We start from the raw sequence: 23,711 nt of genomic DNA, 5'->3' as shown, positions 1-23,711 counted from the left end.
GGTGGCACCATGCCCAACATCGCATTGGAACTCGGCCAGCAGTCCACGAACTTCGGCGTCACCGCCGCCTACGGGGAACAGCAGGACGTGGGCGGGATCCGTCTCGTCCCCGTCGCCCTGACCTGGGCCGGCTACGGTGGCGGCTCGGACGAGCAGGGCAACGGCGGTGGGGGAGGCGGCGGCTACTCGGTTCCGCTCGGTGCCTACATCCGCCGCGGCGATGACCTGCGGTTCGAGCCGAACGTCGTGTCGTTCCTGGCGGTCGCCATCCCGTTCGTGTGGGTGGCCGGTCGCGCCCTCAGCCGTGTCATCCGCGCCCTCAAGAAGTAGCGCCGACCCCCTCGACGACGCCCTGACCGCGGGGCTCGGGACTGTCCTGTCGAGCATCGCGGCGGTCGGAGCGACGAACCCCGCGGTTCTCATCGACGGGCGCAGCGGCGCAGGCAAGACCTCGCTGGCGCGTCGTCTCGCCGCCGCGTGGCCGATCCCGGGGCGGGTGCAGCTCGTCGCGCTCGACGACCTCTACCCGGGATGGGACGGCCTCGCCGCGGGCGCGGACTATGCGCGCGAGAACATCCTCGTGCCGCACGCCAAGGGGCTGGTCGGGGTGTGGCAACGCTGGGATTGGGAGCGGGACGAACGCGCGGAGGCCCACGCGGTGGACCCGTCGCTGCCGCTCATCGTGGAGGGCGCGGGAGTATTGACCCCCGAGGCCGCGCGCCTGGCCGATGTGCGGGTGTGGGTCGACGCGCCGGATTCCGCCCGGCGCGACCGTGCGTTGCGCCGTGACGGCGACACCTATCGACCGCACTGGGACCGCTGGGCGGCGCAGGAAGACGCACACCTCGCCGTCCACGCCCCCCGCGACCTGGCATCCGTCGTCGTCCGCCTTCCGTGACGGCGTGACGCGGCCCCGCGGCCGATGCCGTCAGCGTGTCGCGGGAGGGTCGTCGAGGCGTCGGTCGAGGGCCGCGACCAGTCCGTCCAGGCGGTAGCCGATCCAGTCGTAGATTCCGAAGCGCGCGTCGCCGGGGCGGTGCTCGTCGTCGTCCTGGATGCCAAGTCGTGTGGCGAGGACGAGACGCACCGCCGAGAGGGTCCGCATCCACGCGCGTGCCTCGCTCTCGCCGAGAGCGACGGCGATCGTGGAGTCCGGGTCGCTGGCCGGGTCGAGCTCTGCACCGTCCATGCCGAGGGTGTGGAGCACGGTGCGGGCGTCCTCTGCGCGGCGATCCAGCATGTCGGCGCCGGTGAGCCGGCGGAACTCGCGGCTCGCGGCCTCATCGTCGGGGTAGGCGTCGGGCATCAGCCGGGCCACGGCGGGGTCGTCCTCCCGGCCGGCGTCGACGACGAGGTCGCGGAACTGGCCGACGATGCCCGCGAGGTGCAGGGCCTCGAGGCCGCTCACCTCGAGCACGACGATGCGGTCGTTCATGTCGGGTCCTTTCGCACGGTGGCCCACAGGCCGAAGTCGTGCATCGCCTGCGCGTGGGCCTCCATGAGTTCGCGTGGACCGCGCGCCACGACGGCGTGTCCATCGTGGTGCACCGACAGCATGAGGCGGTGGGCGGTGGCCGCGTCGAAGCCGAAGTACGTGCGGAAGACGTGCACGACGTAGCTCATGAGGTTGACGGGGTCGTTCCAGACCACCGTCTGCCATCCGACCGGCGGGCCGACCTCGATCTCGGTCGCCTCATCGATGTCAGGGGATGCCAGACCCGCCATCACGCCCAACCCAGTTCGTGCAGTCGCGCGTCGTCGATGCCGTAGAAGTGCGCGATCTCGTGTACGAGCGTCGTGTGGATCTCGTCACGGAGCTCGTCCTCGTCGGCGCACGCGGCGAGGTGCGGCTCCCGGTACAGGATGATGCGGTCGGGGAGTTCCCCCGAACCGTAGCGCTCCCGTTCCGTCAGAGCCCACCCGTCGTAGAGGCCGAGGAGGTCGAGCGACCCGTCCTCCGGCCGGTCCTCGACCACGAAGATGACGTTGTCGAGTCCCTCGACCATGTCATCGGGCAGCCGGTCGAGTTCGCTGACGACGAGAGCCTCGAACGCCGCGGCGTCGAGATCGAGCCGCGCGTGCTCTTCGACGTCGTCGTGCATGGGGTCTCCCGCTCCTGTGGACGGCGGTGAGGGATGCCATCCGCCCGTCCGCTCGATTCTATGAGCCGTCGGCGGGCTGTGGCCTGAACCACGAAGGCCCGCCGGGGAGGCGGGCCTTCGGATGTGGGGTGGCTAACGGGACTTGAACCCGCGACCCCCGCGACCACAACGCGGTGCTCTACCAACTGAGCTATAGCCACCATGTGTCTGCCGCAGCGGACAACTGAACGATTATGTCATACGTCCCGCGCGAACGACGAAACGACCGACGACGCGGCATCCTTCGCCTCGTCGCTGGTGGGCCCGGGCTCGGCGACGAACACCGCCTTGCGGTAGTAGGCGAGTTCTCGGATCGACTCGAGGATGTCGGCGAGGGCTCGGTGTCCGCCGTTCTTGGCGGGGGCGTTGAAATAGGCACGCGGGTACCAGCGGCGCGAGAGCTCCTTGATGCTCGACACGTCGACATTGCGATAGTGCAGCCAGCGGTCGACGCGCGGCATGTACTTCGCGAGGAACATGCGGTCGGTTCCGATCGTGTTGCCGGCGAGCGGAGCCTTGCCCTCGAGGGGCGCGAACCGCTGGATGTACTCGAGAGCCTGGAACTCGGCGTCCGCCAGGCTCACCCCGTTCGGAATCTCGTCGAGCAGACCCGAGGAGCGGTGCATCTCGGTGACGAAGTCACCCATGTTCGCCAGCGCCGACGCATCGGGCTTGATGACGACCTGGAAGCCGGGGTCGAGGACGTTCAGCTCGAAATCGGTGACGACGACGGCGATCTCGACGAGCTCATCGACCGCGAGGTCGAGACCCGTCATCTCGCAGTCGATCCACACGAGCCGGTCGTTCTCAGAGGCGCTTACCATCCCGTCATCCTACTGACGGGTCTGTGCGGCGAGTTGGTCCCCCAGGCACGATTCGAACGTGCGACCGGCGGATTAGAAGGCCGCTGCTCTATCCACTGAGCTACTGGGGGTCGTCCTCCAGGATATCGGTGCCCGTCGACGCCGCGCGCGACCCCCTGGCGACCCCGCGCGGGTGGGCGTACTCTCCCGCCAGGTCGAACGAGAGGAGCACCATGTCCGAAACGACCACTCGACGCCTCTGGGTCGCGTACGGTCCGAGCGGCGTCGTGGGAAAGATCCAGAAGGATGCCGAGGGCTACGCGGTCCACATGGCGGGAAAGGACGAGCGACTCGGCGTGTATCCGACGATGGAGATCGCCAAGAGCGCCCTGCACTGGCATCTCAAGCCGGGCAGTGAGCGACCGGAGTTCCGGGAGCACTGACGCGGCGATCGCCGTCGGCCCGCACCGCGATGATGCGGTGCGGGCCGACGTGCGAACAGTCTGCCGGGCTCGCGTCACACGCGCGCCACGGAGCGCGGCGCGGGTGGGGATATCGGCGCGGCCAGCAGGGGAAGCGCCAGGTGAACGAGCGGGCCGATACCCAGGGCGAACACGACGGTGCCCACGCCGACCGTGCCGCCCAGCAGCCACCCCGCGACCAGCACGGTGCCCTCGACGGAGAGTCGGCACGCCCAGATGGGCCAGCCGAATCGCGCGTGGAGTCCGGTCATCAGGCCGTCGCGCGGTCCCGGGCCGAAGTGTGCGCCGATGTAGAGACCGGATGCCACGGCCACGGTGACGACGCCGGCCACGAGCATCGCAGCCTGCCACACCAGGTGCGTCGGCTGCGGCAGCACGCCCAGCGCGAGCTGCATGGTCGTGCCGACGAGCAGGATGTTCGCGACCGTGCCGACGCCCGGTCGCTGATGCAACGGAATCCACAACAGCAGGACCGCGAGACCGACGATGTTCGTGATCCACCCGATCCCGACACCGGTGACGCGCGAGAGTCCTTCGGCGAAGACGGTCCACGGGTCGACGCCGAGCCCGGCCGCGACCGTCAGGGCGCAGCCGAAGCCGTACAGAGCCAGGCCGATGAGGAGACGGGAGATCCGGGACAACACGTCAGAATCCAATCACGAGATTGGTCTTCAATCACCGGTCCAATTGTCCTATGGTGGCCCCATGGACTCCCGGATCTCCGCCCGCGCCCTCGCCGAAGCGCTCGGCGGGTGGCGTGGTCGAGGGCCCGCCTATGAAGCGCTGGCCGATGGCATCCGTCTCCTGTGCCTCGACAATCGGATCGCGCCACGAACCGCCCTCCCCGCGGAGAGGGAGCTCGCGTCGGCCCTCGGGCTCAGCCGCACGACCGTGGCCGCCACCTACCGCAGCCTTCGCGACACTGGACACATCGAGAGCCTGCGCGGCAGCGGAAGCATCACGCTCCCGCTGCGGCGTACCGACCCCGGCGCAGGGGAGCGCCGAGACGGCGTGATCGACCTGCAGCAGGCCAGTCCCGCGGCGTGGCCGGGGCTCCCCGCGGTCATGGCGGAGGTGGCGGAGGACGCGGCGGCCCTCGTGGCACGGACGGGGTACGACGTCGTCGGCGACCCGGTGCTGCGCGACACGATCGCACAGCACTACCGCGAGCGAGGGCTCGCGACGAGCGCCGATCAGATCCTCGTGACCACAGGAGCGCAAAGCGCCCTTCACCTCGTGGCATCCGTGCTGCTCTCACGAGCGGACCGCGTCCTGATTGAGACACCGACGTATCCCCACGGTGCGGACGCGTTCCGCGCCGTCGGAGCCCGACTCGTGGGGGTGCCGGTGTCACCGACTGACGGCTGGGACCTCGACCGCGCCGCGCAGACGTTCGGGCGGGTGCTGCCCGCGCTGGCCTACCTGATGCCCGAGTTCCACAACCCCACGGGGCGGACGATGACGGCGGCCGAGGTCAGTGCGTTCGTCGACGGGGCGCAGAGAGCGGGTACGTACCTCGTGCTGGACGAGACGACGGCTGGACTCGACATCGACCGTCCGTCGGAGGCGACCGCCTTCCCCGACCTGGACCGGATCGTGCGCGTGGGATCCCTGGGCAAGACCGTGTGGGGCGGACTCCGCGTCGGATGGGTGCGGGCGCATTCCGACGTGGTGCGCCGCCTCGCCAGTGGGCGGCCCGTGCACGACCTGGGGACCCCCGAGTTCGAGCAGTCGGTGGCCGCGCGCCTCGTCGGTCGTCTGGACGAGATCACGGCCCAGCGAGCGGATCTTCTGCGCCGTGGCCGCGACGCGGTGACGTCCGCGCTGGCGGCGACGTTCCCGGAGTGGGAGGTCCCGACCACGTACGGGGGAGTCTCCCTCTGGGTCGGGATCGGCGAGCCGGTGAGCACACCGCTCGTCATGAACGCCCGGGCACGGGGGCTCCTCCTCTCGGCGGGTTCCCGCTTCGCGGTGGAGGGGGGACACGACCGTCGCCTCCGCATCCCCTTCACCGCCGCGCCCCACACGCTCGAGCGTGCGGTCGAGGTGCTGCGCGCGTCGTGGGACGACGTGCGCGGAACGACCACCGGTGCGCCCCTCGACGACCTCGCGACCGTGGTCTGATCGGCGGTGCGGCTCCGGGCCTGGCGTGACTCACCGCGCGTAGCGCAGGCACTCCAGGGCATCGGCCGACGACCAGAACTCGCCGAGGCGCCGAAATCCACCCGTCGCGGTGTGAAAACGCTCGGCGGCGAAGCGCCAGCCGCCCTCGGTGGCGATGGCGCGCACGTGCCCGACGACGACGCCGCGCGGGTCGGCGATGCGCCACAGGCCGACGGCGACGTGCGTCGCCGCACCCCACCCGGCCGGGCGCGGGGCCGGGGCGAGGTCGTTCCACAGTGCGGTGGTCATGGCCACACGGTACGACGGACCTCCGACATTCCCGCTCGGCGCCTCGAACGCCCGTCCTCCCCACCCAGCAGAAGTCGGGACCTCTCCACGAGAGGGGCGATTGCCTCCGCGGCCCGTTGAGACGCCGAGTCATCCTGGCCGTGGCTCCGGCATCCGTCGGGCACGCGGATGCCGGAGCGCACATCTCAGAGAGGACACACCATGAGCGACCACATCACCCTCGTCGGCAACATCGTCGGCGATCCGGAAGAGCGGGCCACCCGGACGGGCGAGGCGATCGCGGCGTTCCGGCTCGCCGTGAGCGAGCGACGGTTCGATCGAGAACGCGGCCAGTGGGTGGACGGGCACACGAATTACTACGCCGTGTCGGTGTTCGGCGAGCTGGGGCGCAACGCCCTCGCCTCACTGCGGAAGGGTGAACGGGTCATCGTGGCGGGTCGATTGCGACTGCGCGAGTGGGAGACCGAGGCGAAACGGGGGGTCAGCGCCGATGTCACGGCGGATGCCGTCGGGCACGATCTGCGCTGGGGGGTCTCGTCCTTTGCTCGCGGGGCGCGTTCGCAGTCCTCCGCCGCGCGGGGCGCGGACGACGACGCGACGACCGCCGAGAGCAGCGACGAGGCATGGGCCGTACCCGGCGCTGCGCCAGAAGACCCTCGCACTGCGCTCACCCCCACCGCCGATGCGGACGACCGCGAGGCGTCCGCGCCGGTCGAGGCTGCCGACTCGACGCCGTTCTGAGCGCGTCGGCGGGGCCTTCGGCGGTCCGTAGACTCGAGCGCGTGATCGAGAACCGACGCCCGGCCGTCCTGCTTGTGCTCGCGGCGGCTCTCACGCTGGTGGGATGCGCCCCCGATGGCCTGTCGGGCAACACAGACGACGCGACGCCCTCCGCGGTGACGTCGACGCCCACGCCGACGGCTGCAGAGACCCCCTCGACGCCGACGTTCATCGCTTCGGGTTCCGCCGCCGACAATCTGCCGTTGTTCACGCAAGTGGTCCAAGCGGTGTGGGCGGGGCCGGACCGCGCCGCGGGACGTGCGTACGTCGACGGGCTGGTGGCGGCCGGCTTCGACAAGACGCAGATTCAGCTCACCCCCGACGAGACGACGATCGGGAACCCGGCGGAGAGCATCGAATTCTCTGTGCGGTGGGGAGAAGACTGTCTCGTCGGGCAGGTGGGACCGTCCATCGGCGACCCCGTCACCACGGTGCTGCCGGGTCTCGCCTCAGGCGGGTGCCTCCTCGGGCAGACCCGCGCGATCGATTGGTGACCAGCCCTCCGGCGGCGGGGCAGTGAGGGAGGGACCGACCCCGCCTCCGGAACCGCAACCGGAGCCAGAGGCACGGCGGGGGGATCCGGGCGCGCGTGCGCGCCGAGAGTCGGCGTCCAGGTGGCGTTGCTAGGCTGGATACGACTTCCCGCGAGCCCGGGCGCCTCGCTGAGATTCTCCTCCGCGACCCGGGACGGCGCGGCCCTCATCCCCGATCGAAGGTGGTACGTCCTCGATGGCCGAATACATCTACTCCATGGTCCGCGCCCGCAAGGCCGTGGGCGACAAGCTCATCCTCGACGACGTCACCATGGCGTTCCTCCCGGGCGCCAAGATCGGCATGGTCGGTCCCAACGGTGCGGGTAAGTCGACGATCCTCAAGATCATGGCGGGTCTGGACACCCCGTCGAACGGTGAAGCCAAGCTGAGCCCCGGCTTCTCGGTCGGAATCCTCATGCAGGAGCCCGAGCTCGACGAGAACAAGACCGTGTTGGAGAACATCCAGGACGGTATCGCCATCAAGGCCAAGGTCGACCGGTTCAACGAGATCTCCGCCCTGATGAGCGACCCCGATGCCGACTTCGACGCGCTGCTGGCCGAGATGGGCACCCTCCAGGAAGAGATCGACGCCGCCGACGCGTGGGACCTGGACTCGCAGCTGGAGCAGGCGATGGACGCCCTGCGCACCCCGCCGGGAGATGCCGCCATCGGCCCGCTCTCGGGAGGAGAGAAGCGCCGTGTCGCCCTCACCAAGCTGCTGCTGCAGAAGCCCGATCTCCTGCTCCTCGACGAGCCGACCAACCACCTCGACGCGGAGAGCGTTCTCTGGCTCGAGCAGCACCTCCAGAAGTACCCCGGCGCTGTCATCGCCATCACCCACGACCGGTACTTCCTCGACAACGTCGCGGAATGGATCGCCGAGGTCGACCGCGGCCGGCTGATCGGCTACGAGGGCAACTACTCGACCTACCTCGAGAAGAAGGGCGAGCGGCTCGAAGTTCAGGGCAAGAAGGATGCCAAGCTCGCCAAGCGTCTGAAGGAAGAGCTCGAGTGGGTGCGCTCGAACGCCAAGGGGCGTCAGGCGAAGTCGAAGGCACGTCTGGCTCGCTACGAGGAGATGGCCGCCGAGGCTGACCGCACGCGCAAGCTGGACTTCGAGGAGATCCAGATTCCGCCGGGGCCCCGCCTGGGCAGCATCGTGATCGACGCCAAGAAGCTCGAGAAGCGATTCGGTGACCGTTCCCTCATCTCCAACCTCAGCTTCAACCTCCCGCCCAACGGCATCGTCGGCGTCATCGGCCCGAACGGCGTGGGAAAGACCACCCTGTTCAAGACGATCGTCGGGCTGGAGCCCCTCGACGGCGGCACGCTGAAGATCGGCGAGACCGTGAAGATCAGCTACGTCGACCAGTCGCGCGCCAACATCGACCCGAACAAGACGCTGTGGGAGGTCGTGTCCGACGGGCTCGACATCATCACCGTCGGCAAGACCGAGATCCCCTCGCGCGCGTACGTGTCGAAGTTCGGCTTCAAAGGACCCGACCAGCAGAAGAAGGCGGGCGTGCTCTCCGGCGGTGAGCGCAACCGCCTGAACCTCGCGCTGACGCTCAAGGAGGGCGGCAACCTCCTCCTCCTCGACGAGCCCACCAACGACCTGGACGTCGAGACCCTGCAGTCCCTCGAGAACGCGTTGCTGGAGTTCCCCGGGTGCGCGGTGGTCATCACGCACGACCGGTGGTTCCTCGACCGCATCGCCACGCACATCCTCGCGTACGAGGGGACCGACGAGCACCCCGACCAGTGGCACTGGTTCGAGGGCAACTTCGAGGCGTACGAGGCGAACAAGGTCGAGCGACTCGGCCCTGATGCCGCGAATCCGTCGCGTTCGAGCTACCGCAAGCTCACGCGTGACTGACGCCGCTGACAGCGCGGGTCCCGCCGAGGCGGGGCCCGCGCGGGTGCACGTCCCCATCCCGCTGCGATGGGGCGACCTCGACGCGCTGGGGCACGTCAACAACACCTCGATGCTGAAACTGCTCGAGGAGGCGCGACTGCGTGCGTTCTGGCGGGGAGACGGCCCCGGGGAATCCCTGCCGACCGCCGTGTTCGACATGAGTGTGCTCGAGAGCGGGGGCGAGCGCGCGACGCTCATCGCGCGGCAGGAGATCGAGTACCTGCGCCCGGTGCCCTACAGCCAGCGCCCCCTCGACGTGCGTCTCTGGATCGGCGCGATGGGCGGTTCGAGCGCCGACATCTGCTTCGAGGTCTTCAGCCCCGCGGGCGAGGACGAGCCCGTGCTCTACGCCCGCGCGACCGCGGTCGTCGTACTCGTGGACACCGCGAGCGGTCGGCCGATCCGCTGGACCGAGAACGAGCGCGCAGCATGGGCTCCGTACATCGGCGACCCGATCGAGTACCGCCGCCGCGGACGCTGAAGCAGCTGCCGCCGTCGCCCACGCGCGAGTCGCCAAGATTCGTCGCCGTCGAGCGTCCAGAAGCGACAATTCTTGGCGACTCGTGCCTCGGCAGTGGCATCTACTTGGCCGGCACGCGCACCATGACCTCTTGCGCGACGCTCGCGAGCAGGAGTCCGTCCCGCGTGTAGATCCGGCCGGTCGAGAGTCCCCGACCGCCCCGCGCGTTCGGCGACTCCTGCACGTACAGCAGCCACTCGTCCACGCGCCCGGGCCGGTGCCACCACATCGCGTGGTCGAGGCTCGCCACGCGCAGACCCGACGTGCTCCACGGCACACCGTGACCGCGCAGGATCGTCTCCTGGATGGTGAGGTCGCTCACATAGGCCAGCGCCGCCCGGTGCACCGCCGCGTCATCCGGCAGCGGGCTCCGGGTGCGCATCCAGACGGCTTGTCGCGGCACGTGAGGACCCTCGACGGAGGTGTACACCGGCGAGGGCACGTGCCGCACCTCGACCGGGCGCTCGGAGAACAGGCGCCGACTCATCGGGTGCAGCTCGGCGTCGTCGAACGACGGCAGATCCTCGGGCTGAGGGATGCCGTCGGGCATCGGCTCGGCGTGTTCGAGGCCGGGATCCTCGTCCTGGAACGACGCGATCATGGAGAAGATCGGCACACCGCCCTGGAACGCCTGCGTCCGCCGGGTCGAGAAGGAGCGCCCGTCGTGGATGCGGTCGACCGAGAACGTGATGCCTTCGGCAGGATCGCCTGGGCGCAGGAAGTAGCCGTGCATCGAGTGCACGGTGCGCTCGGCGGGCAGGGTGCGGGAGGCCGCGACGACGGACTGGGCGAGGACCTGTCCGCCGTAGACGCGCCCGAAGGGCATGGGCTGCGAAGAGCCGGTGAAGATGTCTTCGGTGGTCCGTGCGCCCGCGTCGCGGAGATCGAGTACCGCGAGCAACGAGGCGACAGGATCGATGGCGTCGGTCACGCTCACTCCCGTTCCGGCGCAGAAGCCTGTGTCACTTGATAGCTTAGGGCGAGTGTCCGCGCGCCTGATGTTCCCAGACCCGCAGGCGGCCGCCGACCTGCTGACCTTCGCCTCTCGGGCCGTCCGCCTCGGTGACGGTGTCGTGCGGATGCGCGCCGCGGCGGGTGTGCTCGTGACCACCGCGGCGCCGCTGGCGCCCCGAGGCCTCCTGGATGCCACGCCCACCGTGCTCGGACTGCGTGTCTCCGAGGTCGATCCCGAGCTCGAGTGCGACCTCGGGGTCGAGGCATCCGCCCTCTCCCTCGCCCCCGATGATGCGTCCGCGATCGTCCTTCCCGAGACGGCCGTCGCCCCGGCGTGGGCCGGGATCTCGCCGCCGCGGGGAGGATGGGAGCAGACGGCGTCCCTCGACAGCTCGATCCTCGCCGCCCGCGCCCAGTACGGCATCGCCGCCGTCGCCGACGCCCTGCCCGCCGACCCCGGCGAAGACGTCGTGCGCACGGTCCGCGGCCAGGTGTGGGGGCAGCCCGATGAGCAGCTCGGCGGTCTGCCGTTGGGCACCGCCTTCGCGGCCTTCGCCCTGGGATTCATCGCCGGTGCGGAACAGGCGACGGTTCGCTCGAGCGGGGTATGGACCCGCGTGACCCTGAACCGCGGTCACGTGCTTGTGCGCGGCCCGGTGCGCTCCGGCTTGACGGCGGTCCGGTCCACCGGTCGGTGATCCAGCGTCTTCATAGCCACGACCGTTAGCGTCGTGTCCACAAGGGGAGTACTCCCTCGCGACAGCCTCGTCATCACGGTCCCACCACGGGACCCGGGGCCGCCGGTTCCTCGGAACGGAAGAGACCTTGACGCCGCGGCATCCTTGCCGCCCCGTCGGAAGGCTCCTCATGTCGTCGTTCTCACGTTTCCTCGATATGGCTTCCCGCGCCGTCGACAAAGCGTCATCCGCTCGACCGTCCGGTTCCGCGGCCGGTCGCGATTGGCGCGATGTCGTCCGCTCAGCGGCCGATGCGGTGACCGGTGGTCAGCGCGATGCCCGTCCCGCGCCCGGCGCCCCGGGGGCGCCCTCGGCGGAGGGCGGCGGGTATGCGCCGCCGGCGTGGGGGACCGACGCGCCGCGAAACCCCACGGCGCGATACGCACCTCCGCCGGCAGGCGGCCGTCGGCACGACCTCTCCGCAGCCGACAGAGAGGCGATCGCCCGTTACGACTACCTCGTCCGGACCGCGTCGCCGGAGCAGGTCGAACACCTGCACCGTGACGCGTTCGCCCGCCTGACCCCCGCGCAGCGGGCGCACGTGCGTTCCCGGATGGATGCCGACCTGGCACCGCACGAGCGCCCCCGGTCGGACTCCGCAGCCGACCTGGCGCGCGCCGCGGGACGCGCGGAGGCCCAGCGACCCGGACGCATGCGCCAGCTGCTCGCGCGCGCCGGCGGCACGGGTGCCGTCGTCGCGGGCGCGGGAGGAGCGGCAGCCCTGCTCGCCGTCGTGGCCGGCGGGGCTGTCGTGAGCGCCGTCGCCGCGCCGCTCTTGGCGCACGCCGCCCAGGCCGGCGTCGACTTCGCGGCTCTCGCCGAGGGCGTCGACCTCGAGGCTCTCGCGACCGGAATCGACGTGGAGTCGCTGGCCTCGGGCGTCGGCATCGACGGTGTCGCAGACCTCGGCGGCACGGTGCAGGACGGCATCTCGGGCGTCGGCGAGCAGATCAGCGGGATCGGCGAGAGCCTCGGCGAGTGGCGCCTTCCGGGCCTCGGGGACTTCTTCGGACGCTGAGCTCCCACCGAAAGGGGGTCCCGCTCTCACCGGTGCGCCGTCCGAGGGGCTGTGCGCCACTCGTCCGGTCCGGGAATCGTCCGTTCGTGGCCCACACAGACTGGTGCGATCAGGGTCGCGGCGTCGCCCCGTCCGCGGGACGGATCGGCAACCCACCGCTCCCGCGACCGTCGGATGTCGGTGCGATACCGCGCGGCTCGAAGGTGTTGACCATGGCGTGCGCGGCGCGCTCGAGGTAATCCCACAGCGGTGCTTCGAGCGCGGGCGGCAACGCGATCTCGTCGACCGCCGCGCGCATGTGACGCAGCCACCGGTCGCGGGCGTCGGGGTCGACGTGAAACGGCATGTGCCGCATACGGAGGCGCGGATGACCGCGATTCTCGCTGTACGTCGTCGGCCCGCCCCAGTACTGCGCGAGGAAGAGCGTCAGGCGTTCGGCTGCGGGGCCGAGGTCCTCCTCGGGATACATGGGCTTGAGGACGTCGTCCCCGGCGACGCCGCGGTAGAAGGCGTCGACGAGGCGGCGGAACGTGTCCATACCGCCGGCCTGCTCATAGAAGGAGATGGGTTCGCTCACGCGGAGGCTCCGTCGTCATCGGCCCGCACGGCGGGAGGAGTGGGCTTGTCGACGCCGTCGCCCGAACGCGGGGCCGGTCCGCCAGTCGAAGGCGGGGGAGAGGTGACATCGGTGGGCTTCGGTGTGCGCGCGGGATGGGAGGGCTTTTTCGCCGCTGCGACGTCGGACGCCGCCACCTCCGACGCCGCGACCTCGGCTGCCGTGGCGTCCGTGTCCAGGACCGTGTCGCTGACCGCGAGCTTCTTGCGCCGCGGGCGCCAGACGGGTCGTTCGACAGCGGGAGGCACCGGCGTGGGCTTCGTCTTCGGAGGGTTGGCCCCGCGGACGCTCTGCGCGCCCTCGGCCCCCGTCAGGATGATCGAGTTGAGCTGCGGAAGCGTGACGCCGAGCGCGTCTATGGCTCTCTTCAGTCGCACGCGCAGTTCTCGGGCGACATCGTCCTTCGCGCTCGACCGGGTCTTCATGACCAGCCGGATCACCAAGGCGTCGCCACTGATGGACTCCAGACCCCAGATCTCGGGCTGCTCGATGATGCGGGACCGCCACTTCGTCTCCTTGGCGAGCCCCTTGGCGGCACCGAGCATCGCCTTCTCGACCTCTTCGATGTCGGCGTCCACGGGAACGGCCAGGTCGATGATCACGCGAGACCAGCCCTGCGACATGTTTCCGATCCGGGTGATCTCGCCGTTGCGCACGTACCAGAGCGTGCCGTTGACGTCGCGGACGTGAGTGATCCGTACGCTCACGAATTCGACGATTCCGGTGGCGAGACCGAGGTCGACGACGTCTCCGATACCGATCTGGTCCTCGGCGACGATGAAGATGCCGTTCAGGACGTCCTTGACGATGTTCTGCGCGCCGAAGCCGAGCCCCGCACCGACCGCCGCGGTGAGGAGCGTGAGGGATGCCAGGGCGTTGGGGGCGACGATCCCGGCGATCCAGACCAGCGCGACGACCACCAGGACGACATTGACGATGTTCTGCAGGATCGTGCCGAGCGTCCGGGTGCGCTGTACGAGCCGGACCGCGGCGAGCGGCGACCGATCGAGCGCTTGCGTGTCGTCCACGCGCGCGTTCTTCTTGGCTCCGTTGACGATGCGGTCGACGACGCGGCGAATGATCGAGCGCAGGATCCACGCGGCGACGACGACGCCGATGATGACCCCGGCCACGCGCAGCGCGACACCGCCGAACTCGAGCAGCCGCGCACCGACCCACGCCCAGGTGGAGGGGTCGACGAGGTCGGCGGGAGACGTGGGCGAGGTGGGCGACGGTTCTGGTGCGCTGGCGAGAACAGACATCGACCTCATGCTAACGAGGGATGCCTCGGTGCCACCTGAGCACCGAGGCATCCCTCGAATCCGGTCGGGTCACGCGTCCCGACGCTCCAGCAGGATCAGCCCGGTACCGATGAGCGTCACGACCCACGCCACGAGGGTGAGCGCGGGGACGAGCACGTCGCCGGTGGGGATCGCGGTCAGGTCGCGTCCCGCCGCCACGGGGAGGTAACGGCCGAGGTCGACCATCCACTGCCACGACTCTCCGCCGAACTCGAAGAGACTCACCGCGACCGGCGCGACGAACAGCACACCGACGGTCGCGGCGATCGCGCCGGCGCCGTTGCGGACGAGAAGTCCGAAACCGGTGCCGATGAGCGCGTACGCGATCATCGCGGCGACGCCGAGGAGCAGCGGGATGAGGGCCTGGGTCGGCTCCGACCAGACGATCGGCACCGTGGACACCGGAATCGTGACCGCCAGGCAGACCAGGGAGGTCACAACGGTCGCGCCCCCGACGAGGAGGGCGACGGCGAGACTCTTCGCGAGGGCCACGGGAATCCGCCGGGGGTTGGCGGTGAGGGTCGAGCGGATCATTCCCGTGGCGTACTCGCCGGTGATCGCGATCGCCCCGAGGACGCCGGCGACGAGCATCGTGAACTGCGCCGACACGAGGACGCCCAGCACCGGGTAAGCGCCATCCACGGCGGATACGTACAGGAAGGCGATGGCCACGGACAGGGCTGCGCCGATGCCGAGCGACCACCAGGTCGAGCGCAGGGTGGTGAGCTTGATGAGCTCACTGCGAAGCGTCCGGGCGAAGGTCGGTCCGCCCGCGGCGCGGGTGAAGGTCGTGCGGCGCGGGGAGGTCAGGGCGGTCATACGAGTTCCTTCGTCTTGTACTCGATCACGTCGTCGGTCAGCGCGAGATAGGCGTCCTCGAGCGAGCCTTGTCGCGGGGTCAGTTCGTGCAGGGGGATGCCGTGCTGCGCGGCGATCTCTCCGATGTCGGTCGCGGATGCCCCCGTGAGGGTGGCGGCGCCGGGTTCCACGGCCGTCGCCGTCGCGCCGACGGGGGCGAGTACCTCGATCAGGCGCGACAGGTCGGGGGAGCGGACGAGGACGCTCGCGGACGTCCACGACCGGACCAGGTCAGCCAGTGCCGCGTCGGCGAGGACGGCGCCGCGGCCGAGGACGATGACGTGATCCGCCGTCTGAGCCATCTCGCTCATCAGGTGGCTCGACAGCAGCACCGTGCGCCCCTCGGCAGCGAGGTGACGCACGAACTCCCGCACCCACCGCACGCCCTCGGGGTCCAGCCCGTTGACGGGCTCGTCGAGCACCAGCGTGTGCGGGTCGCCGAGCAGCGCCGCGGCGAGCCCCAACCTCTGGCCCATGCCCAGCGAGAAGCCACCGGCACGCTTGTCGGCGACGGAGGCGAGCCCGGTGAGCTCGATCACCTCGTCGACGCGGCGGCGGTCGATTCCGTGCGTCGCGGCCATCGCCCGCAGGTGATTGCGCGCGGTTCTTCCCGTGTGCACGGCCTTGGCGTCGAGCAACGCCCCGACTTCGGTGAGGGGGGCAGCGAGCCGGGCGTACGGGGTGCCGTTGACAGTCACGTGCCCGGACGTGGGGCGGTCGAGCCCGACGATCATCCGCATCGTGGTGGACTTGCCCGCGCCGTTCGGACCGAGGAACCCGGTGACGCGTCCCGGGGGAACGGTGAAGGAGACATCGGACACGGCGGTGCGCGATCCGTATCGCTTGGTGAGGTGGTCTGCGACGATCATGCCTCCACGGTAGGAAGCGCACCGACACCCGCGCGTCCTCCCCGAGGACGATCCCCGACCACCGCGTACATCCGAAGAAGTACGCCCCCTCCCACGAAAGCGGGAGGGGGCGTACGACGCTACGGCGGATTACTGCGCGTCGCGCTCCTGCACGGCAAGGGCGCGCTCCACGCCGGCGAGGTTCTCGCTCACGAGGCGACGCAGTGCGGGCGCGGCGTCCTTGTTCGCGGACAGCCACGCGCGAGTGGCATCCCGCAGCTCGACGTTCGCCAGAGCCGACGGATAGAGACCCACGATGAGGTACTGCGCGATCTGGTAGCTGCGGCTCTCCCAGATCGGCAGGAGCATCTCGAAGTAAGGTCCTACGAACTCGGCGAGGACGTCGACCGTCGCCGGGTGTGTGAAACCGAGTGCCGCGGAACGGACGATGGTGTTGGGGGCGTCGGCACGGTCGATGAGGGCGCTCCACGCGTCCTGCTTGGCTTCACTGCTGGGCAGGGCCGCCTTCGCCTGCGCGGCGAACTCACCGCCCTTGGCCGTGTTGTCGGCGGCACGTGCCTCATCGATGTCGGCCGCCGTCGCCGCGCCGCCCGCGGCCAGCGCCACGAGAAGCTGCCACGACAGGTCGGTGTCGATGTCGAGTCCGTCGAGCACGGTCGCGCCCTCGCGGAGCGCGCGCACCGTTTCGACGTGCGCGGGAGTGGCCGCCGCCGAGGCGAACGCCGTGACGAACTGCAGCTGGCTGTCGCTGCCGGCCTCGGCCGCCTGCGCCAGCTCCCACAGTCCGTCGGCGACGCGCTCGCGCGCGGCCTCCCGCGTCGCGGGAGCGACGTAGCTGTTGGCGGCGAGCTGCAGCTGCGCGAGGGTCGTGCGCACGGTGGTGGACTCGGTCTCGGCGCCGATGTTGCGCAGCACGAGATCGATGTAGTCGGTCGCCGAGGCTTCGGCATCCCGGGTCTGATCCCACGCGGCACCCCAGACGAGCGACCGGGCGAGCGGGTCGGCGATGTCTTTGAGGTGCGCGATTGCGGTGGAAAGCGATCGCTCGTCGAGGCGGATCTTCGCGTACGCGAGGTCGTCGTCGTTGAGCAGGACGAGGTCGGGACGCCGGATGCCGCGCAGCTCGGGCACCTCGGTGCGGTCGCCGTCCACGTCGAGCTCGACGCGGTGCACCCGCTCGAGCACGCCACCGCGCAGCGAGTAGAAGCCGACGGCCAGACGGTGCGGACGGATTGTCGGATAGTCCGACGGCGCGGTCTGCACGATCGCGAAGCGCGTGAGCGAGCCGTGGTCGTCCTGCTCGATGAGCGGGGACAGCGTGTTCACGCCGGCCGTCTCGAGCCACTTCTTCGCCCAGTCGCCGAGGTCGCGTCCGCTCGTGGCCTCGAGCTCGGCCAGCAGGTCGCCGACCTCGGTGTTGGACCACTGGTGCTTCTGGAAGTAGGCGGCAACGCCCGCGAAGAACTGCTCGATGCCCACCCACGCGGCCAGCTGCTTGAGGACCGAACCGCCCTTGGCGTAGGTGATGCCGTCGAAGTTGACCTGCACGTCTTCGAGGTCGTTGATCTCCGCGACGACGGGGTGGGTGGAGGGCAGCTGGTCCTGGCGGTACGCCCAGGTCTTCTCCATCGCGTTGAAGGTCGTCCAGGCGGCCTCCCACTCGGTGGCTTCCGCGGTGGCGATCGTGGAGGCCCACTCGGCGAACGATTCGTTCAGCCAGAGGTCGTTCCACCACTTCATGGTGACCAGGTCGCCGAACCACATGTGCGCGAGCTCGTGCAGGATCGTGACGACGCGACGCTCCTTGACGGCATCCGTCACCTTGCTCCGGAACACGTACGTCTCGGTGAAGGTGACCGCGCCCGCGTTCTCCATGGCGCCCGCGTTGAACTCGGGCACGAAGAGCTGGTCGTACTTGGCGAACGGGTACGGGAAGCCGAACTTCTCCTCGAAGTAGGCGAAGCCCTGACGGGTCTTCTCGAAGACGTAGTCGGCGTCGAGGTACTGCCACAGGCTCTTGCGGGCGTAGACGCCGAGCGGGATCACGCGGCCGTCGGCGCTGGTCAGCTCGGAGAACGTGCTCTCGTAGGGGCCGGCGACCAGGGCGGTGATGTACGACGAGATGCGCGGCGTCGCGGGGAACGTCCACCGGGCGGCACCGTCGCCGACGTCCACCGGCTCGGGGGTGGGGGAGTTGGAGACCACCTTCCACGCAGCCGGGGCCGTCACGTCGAACGTGAACTCGGCCTTGAGGTCGGGCTGCTCGAACACCGCGAAGACACGGCGGGAATCGGGCACCTCGAACTGCGTGTAGAGGTAGACCTCGCCGTCGACGGGGTCGACGAAGCGGTGCAGACCCTCACCGGTGTTCGTGTACTCGCAGTCGGCGTCGACGACGAGCTCGTTCTCGGCCGCGAGACCGTCGAGCGCGATGCGCGAATCCGCGAAGACCTCGGCGGGGTCGAGCGAGCGGCCGTTCAGGGTGACCGCGTTCACGGAGCGTGCGATCAGGTCGATGAAGGTAGAGGCACCCTCGGTGGCGGCGAAGCGGGCGGTGGTCACGGAACCGAAGACCTCGTCGCCGCGGGTGAGGTCGAGACGCACGTGGTACTCGTGCGTGTCGACGATCGCGCGGCGCTCCTGCGCTTCGATGCGGGTGAGGTTCTCTCCTGGCACTGGTGTTCTCCCGAGGATGTGGGTGGGTCGTCGCGGATGGCACTGCTGGCGCCGACGACAACCGTATAAGCCTAGTGTCGAGATACCCCAGGGCCGGGCTCACCGCGTAAGTGCGAGGATGTCGGGGTGAGCACGACCGATATGGACAGCACCCCTGAGACCGTCCTCTACGCGTCTCCGGCCGCGGCATCCGGGCCCAAGTGGGTCGAGACGCCCGTGGCGTACGACGCCATCCTCCTCGCCGGCTTCGGCGGCCCGGAGGGGCAGGGCGACGTCATCCCGTTCCTCCGCAACGTCACGCGCGGCCGCGGCATCCCCGACGAGCGTCTCGAGGAGGTCGCGCACCACTACCGCCACTTCGGCGGTGTGAGCCCGATCAACGCGCAGAACCGTGCTCTGAAGGCGGCCCTCGAGGCCGAGATCGCGCGGCGCGGGCTCAACCTGCCCGTCTATTGGGGCAACCGCAACTGGGCCCCCTACCTCGAGGAAGCCGTGACCGAGGCGGCGGAAGCCGGCGACACGACGCTGTTGGCGATCGCCACGAGCGCCTACAGCTCGTTCTCGAGCTGCCGTCAGTACCGCGAGGACTACGCCCGCGTGCTCGAGGCGACCGGTCTGGGCGACACCGTCACGATCGACAAGGTGCGCCAGTTCTTCGACCACCCGGGGTTCGTCTCGGCGTTCGTCGACGGTGTGAAGGATGCCGTGTCGACGTACATCGCCGACGGCATCCCCGCCGAGAAGATCCGGGTGCTCTTCTCCACTCACTCCATCCCGACCGCCGACGCGCAGCGCTCGGGCCCGCGTGACGTCGACTTCGGCGAGGGCGGGGCGTACGAGGCCCAGCACAAGGCCGTCGCCGCGTACGTCATGGCCGAGGTGGCCGCCGCCGTGGCCGACGTGGAGTGGGAATTGGTCTACCAGTCGCGCTCGGGCCCTGCGTCGCAGCCGTGGCTCGAGCCGGACGTGAACGACGTCATCGCCGAGCTGCCCGGTCGGGGCGCCGAGGCGGTCGTGATCGTGCCGTTGGGTTTCGTCAGCGACCACATGGAGGTGCTCTGGGACCTCGACACCGAAGCGATGGAGGCGGCCGAGGAGGCCGGCATCCGCGCGGTTCGCACGCCCACGCCCGGCGTCGACCCCGCCTACGTGTCCGGGCTGATCGACCTGGTCGAGGAGCGCCTCGCGGGGACGCCGAAGGCCGAGCGCCCGCACGTCACCGACCTCGGACCCTGGTACGACGTGTGCCGCCCCGGCTGCTGCGAGAACATCCGTGCGGGGTTCAAGCCCGTCGCCGCGGGTCTGCGTCCCTGAGAGGTTCCGGCGCCGCTCGTCCCCGCGCGGGACGGGCGGCGCCGTCATGTCCACCCGCGGCATCCGCGGCCGTCAATAGGATGACCCCATGCGCATTCACATCGGCACCGATCACGCCGGTCTCGAGTTCTCCACCCAGCTTCAGCACCACCTGGCCGAACAGGGCCACGAGGTCGTCGACCACGGCCCCATCGAGTACGACCCGCTCGACGACTACCCGGCCTTCTGCATCCGCGCGGCGCAGGCCGTCGTGCGCGACCAGGCTGACGGCGTCGAGGCGCTCGGGGTGGTCTTCGGCGGCTCGGGCAACGGCGAACAGATCGCGGCGAACAAGGTGCTCGGCGTCCGCGCGGCGCTGGTGTGGAACATGGCCACGGCCGAGCTCGCCCGCGAGCACAACGACGCCAACGTGATCGCCATCGGCGCCCGGCAGCACACGTTCGACGAGGCCGCGTCGTTCATCGATCGCTTCATCGCGACCCCGTTCTCGGGCGAAGAACGTCATGCGCGCCGCATCGCGCAGCTGGCCGCCTACGAGCAGGACGGCATTCTGCTCCCCGACCCGCGCGAGGGGCAGCGTCAGCCCGACGTTCTCGACGCGAGCGACTCCTTCGATCCCGAGGCAGGCTGATGCCCGAAGGGCATTCCGTCCATCGCATCGCGCGGCAATTCGACCGCAACATCGTGGGCCGGTCGGTCGCGGCATCCAGTCCCCAGGGGCGATTCGCGGAGGGCGCGTCGGTCATCGACGGACGCGAAGCGGTCGAGGTGCGCGCCGTCGGCAAGCAGATGTTCCTGCGGTTCGACCCGGACGTGTGGCTGCGCGTCCACCTCGGCATGTACGGCGCGTGGGACTTCTCGGGCGAGGTCGCCGTCGACGCCACGATCGCCGCGGCGAACGGCCGCATGGGCCAGACCAACCAGCGCGGCACGGTCCTCGGCGAGCCGATCCTGGATGCCGCCGGCGAGAACTCCCTGACCTCGATCGGCGCCCCGCGGCGCGCTCGTGTGCGCATGTCCGAGCAGACCACCGGACTGGAGGAGCAGAGCGAGTGGCCGCCGCCCGTGGTCGGTGCGGTGCGGCTCCGCCTGCTCACCGAGACGACGTGCGCCGACCTGCGCGGACCCACGGCGTGCCAACTGCAGACCCCGGACGAGGTCGTCGCGACGATCGCCAAGCTCGGACCGGACCCGCTCGTCGACGACGTGGCGGAGGGGGAGGAACGGTTCGTCGCGACCGTGCGGCGCAAGCCCACCGCGATCGGCCTCCTGCTCATGGATCAAGCCGTGGTCAGCGGTATCGGCAACGTCTATCGCGCCGAGATCCTCTTCCGGGCCCGCCAGAACCCGCACACGCCCGGCCGCGACGTGCCCGAGGAGACCGTCCGCGCGATGTGGCGCGATTGGGTGCGGCTGCTCGCCATCGGCGTCGAGACGGGTCAGATGATGACGATGGACGACCTCGACCCCGAGGCCTACCGTCGCGCCATGGCCCATCGCGACGACCGGCATTGGGTGTATCACCGCGCGGGTCTGCCCTGCCGAGTCTGCGGCACCACCGTGCTCGTCGAGGAAGCCGCCGGGCGCAAGCTCTACTGGTGTCCGAACTGCCAGGCGTGAGCGATCTAGGCTGAACCGGTGCGGCAGAATCCGAGTTTCGCGATGACCGATGTCGGCGAGATCCGACGTCTCATCGAGCAGCATCCCTGGGTGACCCTTGTCTCGTCCGGTGCGGACGGGCTCGTCGCCTCCCACTACGCGGTGCTGTTGGACGACGCGCGCGACGATCTCACGATCGTCGGTCACGTCGGCAAACCCGACGACATGATCCTGGGCCTCGGAGAGCGCGAGCTCCTCGTCGTGGTGCAGGGGCCGCACGGCTACGTCTCGCCCCGGTGGTACGGCGATGTTCCCGCCGTCCCCACGTGGAACTTCGTCTCGGCGCACCTGAGCGGCATCCCGGAGCTCCTCGAGCCGGAAGAGAACCTCAGTGTTCTCGACCGGCTCGTGGAGCGTTTCGAGGGCGAGGACGGTCGCGGGCTGTATCGCGCACCGAACGACCCGGCGTTCGTCGATCGGCTCGCCGCGGGCACCGTCGGCTTCCGGCTGACCCCGACCCGCGTCGTCGGCAAGCGGAAGCTGAGCCAGAACCGCCCCGCCGACGTCGTCGAAACGATCATCGACGGGTTGTCGGACGGGCCGTACGCCAACCCGGCTCTCGCCGCCGAGATGCGCCGCGCCGCCGACGCGCGCCCGCGCGCATGATCGGCGAGACCGCGGCGTTCGTCCGGGCCGTACGCGTCTCCGGTCCCGGCCGCGAATTCCTGCCGACGCCCGGCGAGCCGGTCGACCTCGTCCTCGCCGACGGCCGCATCCTCGACATCGCCCCGACCGGGAACCTCCGACCGCGCCGCGTCGTCGTGGACGGTGACGGAGGGTGGCTTGTCCCGGGGCTGTGGGACCACCACGTGCACGTCGTCCAGTGGGCCCTCTCGGTCGGCCGTATCCCGCTGGGATCGGCGACGTCGGCGCGGGAGGCCGCCGCGATCATGGGCGCGGCCCCCTTCGTCGACGGACTGCGCATCGGCGTCGGGTTCCGCGACGGCCTCTGGGCCGACGAGCCGAGCCTTGATCTCCTGGATGCCACCTCCGGCGACGTGCCGACCTATCTCGTCAATGCCGACGTCCACAGCGTGTGGCTCAACTCCGCGGCGTTCCGGCGCGAGGGCATCGAGCCCCCGGCATCCGGGGTCCTCCGCGAAGAAGATGCGTTCGAGATCTCGCGCCGCATCAACGCCGTCGAACCCGAGATCGCCGACCGCGCCGTGGACCGGATGGCGCGAGCCGCCGCGGCACGGGGCGTCGTCGGTCTCGTCGACCTCGACATGACGTGGAACGACGAACCGTGGCAGCGCCGGGTCGCCCGCGGTTTCGATGCGCTGCGGGTGTCGTACGGCACGTACCCGCAGCACCTGGACCGCGCGATCGCGGAGGGCCTGCGCACGGGCGATCCGGTGCGCGGCGCTTCGCACGATCTCGTGCGCGTCGGACCGCTCAAGGCCATCACCGACGGCTCCCTCGGCACGCGCACTGCCGCCTGCGCTCATCCCTACCCGGATGATGTCGGCAATCACGGGCTGCTGACGATCCCGCCCGATGAGCTCGAGCAGCTCATGACGCGCGCGACGGCCGCGGGCCTCGAGTGCGCGATCCACGCCATCGGCGACGTGGCCAACGCCCACGCCCTCGACGCGTACGCCCGCACCGGGGCGGTCGGCACGATCGAGCACGCACAGCTCGTCGCACACGCCGACATTCCTCGGTTCGCCCGGCTCGGTGTCGCCGCGAGCGTGCAACCCGAGCATGCTCTCGACGACCGCGACATGACGGATGCCATGTGGGCCGAGCAGTCGTCTCAGCCGTATCCGCTGCGTGCGCTGGCCGACAGCGGCGCGAACCTCCGATTCGGCTCCGACGCCCCCGTCGCACCCCTGGATCCGTGGGCGGCGATGGCATCCGCGGTGTTCCGCACGCGCGATGGGCGCGACGCCTGGCAGCCGCACCAGCGGATCGACATCGACACCGCGATCGCGGCATCCACCGCCGGCGGCTCGACGGCGCCGGCCGAGATCGCTCCCGGCGCGCGAGCGGATCTGGTGATCGTCGACGCCGATCCGCGGACCGCCGACGAGCGCGCCCTCCGGGCGATGCCCGTGCGCACGACCCTCCTCGCGGGCCGCGTCACCCACACGTCCTGACCCTGCCCCCGCGCAGCAGAAACT

Annotated in this window: 27 protein-coding genes and 2 tRNA genes; 15 read left to right on the top strand and 14 right to left on the bottom strand. The window is 70.2% G+C overall.

Going from position 1 to position 23,711, the window contains the following annotated elements; genetic code table 11:
- Positions 1-9: 9 nt before the first annotated feature.
- Complete coding sequence (locus P5G46_RS01910) at positions 10-330, top strand: hypothetical protein (protein ID WP_239276204.1); 321 nt, start codon at positions 10-12, stop codon at positions 328-330.
- The gene (locus tag P5G46_RS01905) at positions 305-898 is read left to right on the top strand and encodes a nucleoside/nucleotide kinase family protein (RefSeq protein ID WP_239276203.1); all 594 of its coding nucleotides are present in this window, start codon (positions 305-307) and stop codon (positions 896-898) included. Before P5G46_RS01910 ends, P5G46_RS01905 begins: the two co-directional genes overlap by 26 nt.
- 30 nt (positions 899-928) lie before the next feature.
- Here P5G46_RS01905 and P5G46_RS01900 read toward each other — a convergent pair whose 3' ends face one another.
- From P5G46_RS01900 to P5G46_RS01875, 6 genes are all read right to left on the bottom strand, one after another.
- Complete coding sequence (locus P5G46_RS01900) at positions 929-1,435, bottom strand: DUF2017 family protein (protein ID WP_239276202.1); 507 nt, start codon at positions 1,433-1,435, stop codon at positions 929-931.
- The gene (gene clpS / locus P5G46_RS01895) at positions 1,432-1,725 is read right to left on the bottom strand and encodes an ATP-dependent Clp protease adapter ClpS (RefSeq protein ID WP_239276240.1); all 294 of its coding nucleotides are present in this window, start codon (positions 1,723-1,725) and stop codon (positions 1,432-1,434) included. Before clpS ends, P5G46_RS01900 begins: the two co-directional genes overlap by 4 nt.
- Positions 1,725-2,102 (bottom strand): metallopeptidase family protein, encoded by a 378-nt coding sequence (locus P5G46_RS01890; RefSeq protein ID WP_239276201.1) that lies wholly within the window; start codon positions 2,100-2,102, stop codon positions 1,725-1,727. The genes clpS and P5G46_RS01890 overlap by 1 nt, the downstream gene beginning before the upstream one ends.
- A gap of 124 nt (positions 2,103-2,226) precedes the next feature.
- A tRNA-His gene (locus P5G46_RS01885) sits at positions 2,227-2,302 on the bottom strand.
- A 36-nt stretch (positions 2,303-2,338) separates the two neighbouring features.
- A complete protein-coding gene (orn, locus tag P5G46_RS01880) occupies positions 2,339-2,965 on the bottom strand; it encodes an oligoribonuclease (RefSeq protein WP_239276200.1) in 627 nt (208 codons plus the stop codon).
- 34 nt (positions 2,966-2,999) lie between these two features.
- Positions 3,000-3,075: transfer RNA gene (locus tag P5G46_RS01875), tRNA-Arg, on the bottom strand.
- Between the two features lie 102 nt (positions 3,076-3,177).
- Between P5G46_RS01875 and P5G46_RS01870 the strand changes: the two genes are divergently transcribed.
- On the top strand, positions 3,178-3,387 hold the full coding sequence (locus P5G46_RS01870; RefSeq protein WP_239276199.1) for a methyltransferase: 210 nt from the start codon (positions 3,178-3,180) through the stop codon (positions 3,385-3,387).
- 74 nt (positions 3,388-3,461) lie between these two features.
- Here the strand turns inward: P5G46_RS01870 and yczE are convergent, their stop codons facing one another.
- Positions 3,462-4,070 (bottom strand): membrane protein YczE, encoded by a 609-nt coding sequence (gene yczE / locus P5G46_RS01865; protein WP_408904860.1) that lies wholly within the window; start codon positions 4,068-4,070, stop codon positions 3,462-3,464.
- 61 nt (positions 4,071-4,131) lie between these two features.
- Here yczE and yczR point away from each other — a divergent pair, with 61 nt between their 5' ends.
- Positions 4,132-5,550, top strand: coding sequence for a MocR-like transcription factor YczR (gene yczR / locus P5G46_RS01860; RefSeq protein ID WP_408904859.1), 1,419 nt, complete (start codon positions 4,132-4,134; stop codon positions 5,548-5,550).
- Positions 5,551-5,580: 30 nt separating this feature from the next.
- On the opposite strand, the gene P5G46_RS01855 is transcribed toward yczR, so the two are convergent.
- Positions 5,581-5,838, bottom strand: coding sequence for a hypothetical protein (locus P5G46_RS01855; protein ID WP_408904858.1), 258 nt, complete (start codon positions 5,836-5,838; stop codon positions 5,581-5,583).
- Positions 5,839-6,039: 201 nt separating this feature from the next.
- Between P5G46_RS01855 and ssb the strand changes: the two genes are divergently transcribed.
- The 4 genes from ssb to P5G46_RS01835 all read left to right on the top strand — a co-directional run bounded on the left by ssb (position 6,040) and on the right by P5G46_RS01835 (position 9,547).
- Positions 6,040-6,579: a single-stranded DNA-binding protein gene (gene ssb / locus P5G46_RS01850; RefSeq protein WP_408904857.1), complete on the top strand. Its 540-nt coding sequence runs from the start codon at positions 6,040-6,042 to the stop codon at positions 6,577-6,579.
- A gap of 41 nt (positions 6,580-6,620) precedes the next feature.
- Positions 6,621-7,112, top strand: coding sequence for a DUF6993 domain-containing protein (locus tag P5G46_RS01845; protein WP_408904856.1), 492 nt, complete (start codon positions 6,621-6,623; stop codon positions 7,110-7,112).
- A gap of 235 nt (positions 7,113-7,347) precedes the next feature.
- Positions 7,348-9,027, top strand: a complete 1,680-nt coding sequence (gene ettA, locus P5G46_RS01840) for an energy-dependent translational throttle protein EttA (RefSeq protein ID WP_239276193.1) — start codon at positions 7,348-7,350, stop codon at positions 9,025-9,027.
- Entirely contained in the window at positions 9,020-9,547 is a 528-nt protein-coding gene (locus tag P5G46_RS01835) for an acyl-CoA thioesterase (RefSeq protein WP_408904855.1), read from the top strand. The genes ettA and P5G46_RS01835 overlap by 8 nt, the downstream gene beginning before the upstream one ends.
- A gap of 100 nt (positions 9,548-9,647) precedes the next feature.
- Here the strand turns inward: P5G46_RS01835 and P5G46_RS01830 are convergent, their stop codons facing one another.
- Positions 9,648-10,517, bottom strand: a complete 870-nt coding sequence (locus P5G46_RS01830) for an acyl-CoA thioesterase (RefSeq protein WP_408904854.1) — start codon at positions 10,515-10,517, stop codon at positions 9,648-9,650.
- Positions 10,518-10,569: 52 nt separating this feature from the next.
- On the opposite strand from P5G46_RS01830, the gene P5G46_RS01825 reads away from it, so the two are divergent.
- Positions 10,570-11,238: a DUF8185 domain-containing protein gene (locus P5G46_RS01825; RefSeq protein WP_408904853.1), complete on the top strand. Its 669-nt coding sequence runs from the start codon at positions 10,570-10,572 to the stop codon at positions 11,236-11,238.
- A gap of 169 nt (positions 11,239-11,407) precedes the next feature.
- A complete protein-coding gene (locus P5G46_RS01820) occupies positions 11,408-12,295 on the top strand; it encodes a cation-transporting ATPase (RefSeq protein WP_408904852.1) in 888 nt (295 codons plus the stop codon).
- A gap of 109 nt (positions 12,296-12,404) precedes the next feature.
- On the opposite strand, the gene P5G46_RS01815 is transcribed toward P5G46_RS01820, so the two are convergent.
- The 5 genes from P5G46_RS01815 to pepN form a co-directional block, all read right to left on the bottom strand.
- Positions 12,405-12,872, bottom strand: a complete 468-nt coding sequence (locus tag P5G46_RS01815) for a globin (RefSeq protein ID WP_239276188.1) — start codon at positions 12,870-12,872, stop codon at positions 12,405-12,407.
- On the bottom strand, positions 12,869-14,173 hold the full coding sequence (locus P5G46_RS01810) for a mechanosensitive ion channel family protein (RefSeq protein WP_375095570.1): 1,305 nt from the start codon (positions 14,171-14,173) through the stop codon (positions 12,869-12,871). The genes P5G46_RS01815 and P5G46_RS01810 overlap by 4 nt, the downstream gene beginning before the upstream one ends.
- 69 nt (positions 14,174-14,242) lie before the next feature.
- A complete protein-coding gene (locus P5G46_RS01805) occupies positions 14,243-15,031 on the bottom strand; it encodes an ABC transporter permease (RefSeq protein WP_408904851.1) in 789 nt (262 codons plus the stop codon).
- On the bottom strand, positions 15,028-15,939 hold the full coding sequence (locus P5G46_RS01800) for an ABC transporter ATP-binding protein (protein WP_408904850.1): 912 nt from the start codon (positions 15,937-15,939) through the stop codon (positions 15,028-15,030). The genes P5G46_RS01805 and P5G46_RS01800 overlap by 4 nt, the downstream gene beginning before the upstream one ends.
- Positions 15,940-16,068: 129 nt before the next feature.
- Positions 16,069-18,615 (bottom strand): aminopeptidase N, encoded by a 2,547-nt coding sequence (gene pepN, locus P5G46_RS01795; RefSeq protein WP_408904849.1) that lies wholly within the window; start codon positions 18,613-18,615, stop codon positions 16,069-16,071.
- Positions 18,616-18,756: 141 nt separating this feature from the next.
- Here pepN and P5G46_RS01790 point away from each other — a divergent pair, with 141 nt between their 5' ends.
- From P5G46_RS01790 to P5G46_RS01770, 5 genes are all read left to right on the top strand, one after another.
- Entirely contained in the window at positions 18,757-19,929 is a 1,173-nt protein-coding gene (locus P5G46_RS01790; protein ID WP_408905264.1) for a ferrochelatase, read from the top strand.
- A gap of 88 nt (positions 19,930-20,017) precedes the next feature.
- Complete coding sequence (locus P5G46_RS01785; protein ID WP_239276183.1) at positions 20,018-20,560, top strand: ribose-5-phosphate isomerase; 543 nt, start codon at positions 20,018-20,020, stop codon at positions 20,558-20,560.
- Positions 20,560-21,549, top strand: a complete 990-nt coding sequence (locus P5G46_RS01780; RefSeq protein ID WP_239276182.1) for an Fpg/Nei family DNA glycosylase — start codon at positions 20,560-20,562, stop codon at positions 21,547-21,549. Before P5G46_RS01785 ends, P5G46_RS01780 begins: the two co-directional genes overlap by 1 nt.
- A gap of 18 nt (positions 21,550-21,567) precedes the next feature.
- Positions 21,568-22,194, top strand: coding sequence for an FMN-binding negative transcriptional regulator (locus tag P5G46_RS01775; protein ID WP_239276181.1), 627 nt, complete (start codon positions 21,568-21,570; stop codon positions 22,192-22,194).
- Positions 22,191-23,687 carry an amidohydrolase gene (locus tag P5G46_RS01770; protein ID WP_408904848.1) on the top strand — a complete coding sequence of 499 codons (1,497 nt, stop codon included), beginning with the start codon at positions 22,191-22,193 and terminating at the stop codon, positions 23,685-23,687. Before P5G46_RS01775 ends, P5G46_RS01770 begins: the two co-directional genes overlap by 4 nt.
- Positions 23,688-23,711: the final 24 nt, after the last annotated feature.

The sequence above is a fragment of the Microbacterium mcarthurae genome (assembly GCF_046064585.1).
Classification (GTDB): Bacteria; Actinomycetota; Actinomycetes; order Actinomycetales; family Microbacteriaceae; genus Microbacterium; species Microbacterium mcarthurae.
The sequence above is the reverse complement of the archived record's forward strand: the minus strand, read 5'-3'. Positions and strand labels throughout refer to the sequence as shown.

Excerpts from the sequence above, each read along its gene's own strand:
- P5G46_RS01910 (WP_239276204.1), top strand. The coding sequence starts at position 10 with ATGCCCAACATCGCATTGGAACTCGGCCAGCAGTCCACGAACTTCGGC.
- P5G46_RS01900 (WP_239276202.1), bottom strand. The coding sequence starts at position 1,435 with ATGAACGACCGCATCGTCGTGCTCGAGGTGAGCGGCCTCGAGGCCCTG.
- clpS (WP_239276240.1), bottom strand. The coding sequence starts at position 1,725 with ATGGCGGGTCTGGCATCCCCTGACATCGATGAGGCGACCGAGATCGAG.
- P5G46_RS01890 (WP_239276201.1), bottom strand. The coding sequence starts at position 2,102 with ATGCACGACGACGTCGAAGAGCACGCGCGGCTCGATCTCGACGCCGCG.
- orn (WP_239276200.1), bottom strand. The coding sequence starts at position 2,965 with ATGGTAAGCGCCTCTGAGAACGACCGGCTCGTGTGGATCGACTGCGAG.
- P5G46_RS01870 (WP_239276199.1), top strand. The coding sequence starts at position 3,178 with ATGTCCGAAACGACCACTCGACGCCTCTGGGTCGCGTACGGTCCGAGC.
- yczR (WP_408904859.1), top strand. The coding sequence starts at position 4,132 with ATGGACTCCCGGATCTCCGCCCGCGCCCTCGCCGAAGCGCTCGGCGGG.
- P5G46_RS01855 (WP_408904858.1), bottom strand. The coding sequence starts at position 5,838 with ATGACCACCGCACTGTGGAACGACCTCGCCCCGGCCCCGCGCCCGGCC.
- ssb (WP_408904857.1), top strand. The coding sequence starts at position 6,040 with ATGAGCGACCACATCACCCTCGTCGGCAACATCGTCGGCGATCCGGAA.
- ettA (WP_239276193.1), top strand. The coding sequence starts at position 7,348 with ATGGCCGAATACATCTACTCCATGGTCCGCGCCCGCAAGGCCGTGGGC.
- P5G46_RS01820 (WP_408904852.1), top strand. The coding sequence starts at position 11,408 with ATGTCGTCGTTCTCACGTTTCCTCGATATGGCTTCCCGCGCCGTCGAC.
- P5G46_RS01810 (WP_375095570.1), bottom strand. The coding sequence starts at position 14,173 with ATGTCTGTTCTCGCCAGCGCACCAGAACCGTCGCCCACCTCGCCCACG.
- P5G46_RS01805 (WP_408904851.1), bottom strand. The coding sequence starts at position 15,031 with ATGACCGCCCTGACCTCCCCGCGCCGCACGACCTTCACCCGCGCCGCG.
- P5G46_RS01800 (WP_408904850.1), bottom strand. The coding sequence starts at position 15,939 with ATGATCGTCGCAGACCACCTCACCAAGCGATACGGATCGCGCACCGCC.
- P5G46_RS01790 (WP_408905264.1), top strand. The coding sequence starts at position 18,757 with ATGGACAGCACCCCTGAGACCGTCCTCTACGCGTCTCCGGCCGCGGCA.
- P5G46_RS01785 (WP_239276183.1), top strand. The coding sequence starts at position 20,018 with ATGCGCATTCACATCGGCACCGATCACGCCGGTCTCGAGTTCTCCACC.
- P5G46_RS01780 (WP_239276182.1), top strand. The coding sequence starts at position 20,560 with ATGCCCGAAGGGCATTCCGTCCATCGCATCGCGCGGCAATTCGACCGC.
- P5G46_RS01770 (WP_408904848.1), top strand. The coding sequence starts at position 22,191 with ATGATCGGCGAGACCGCGGCGTTCGTCCGGGCCGTACGCGTCTCCGGT.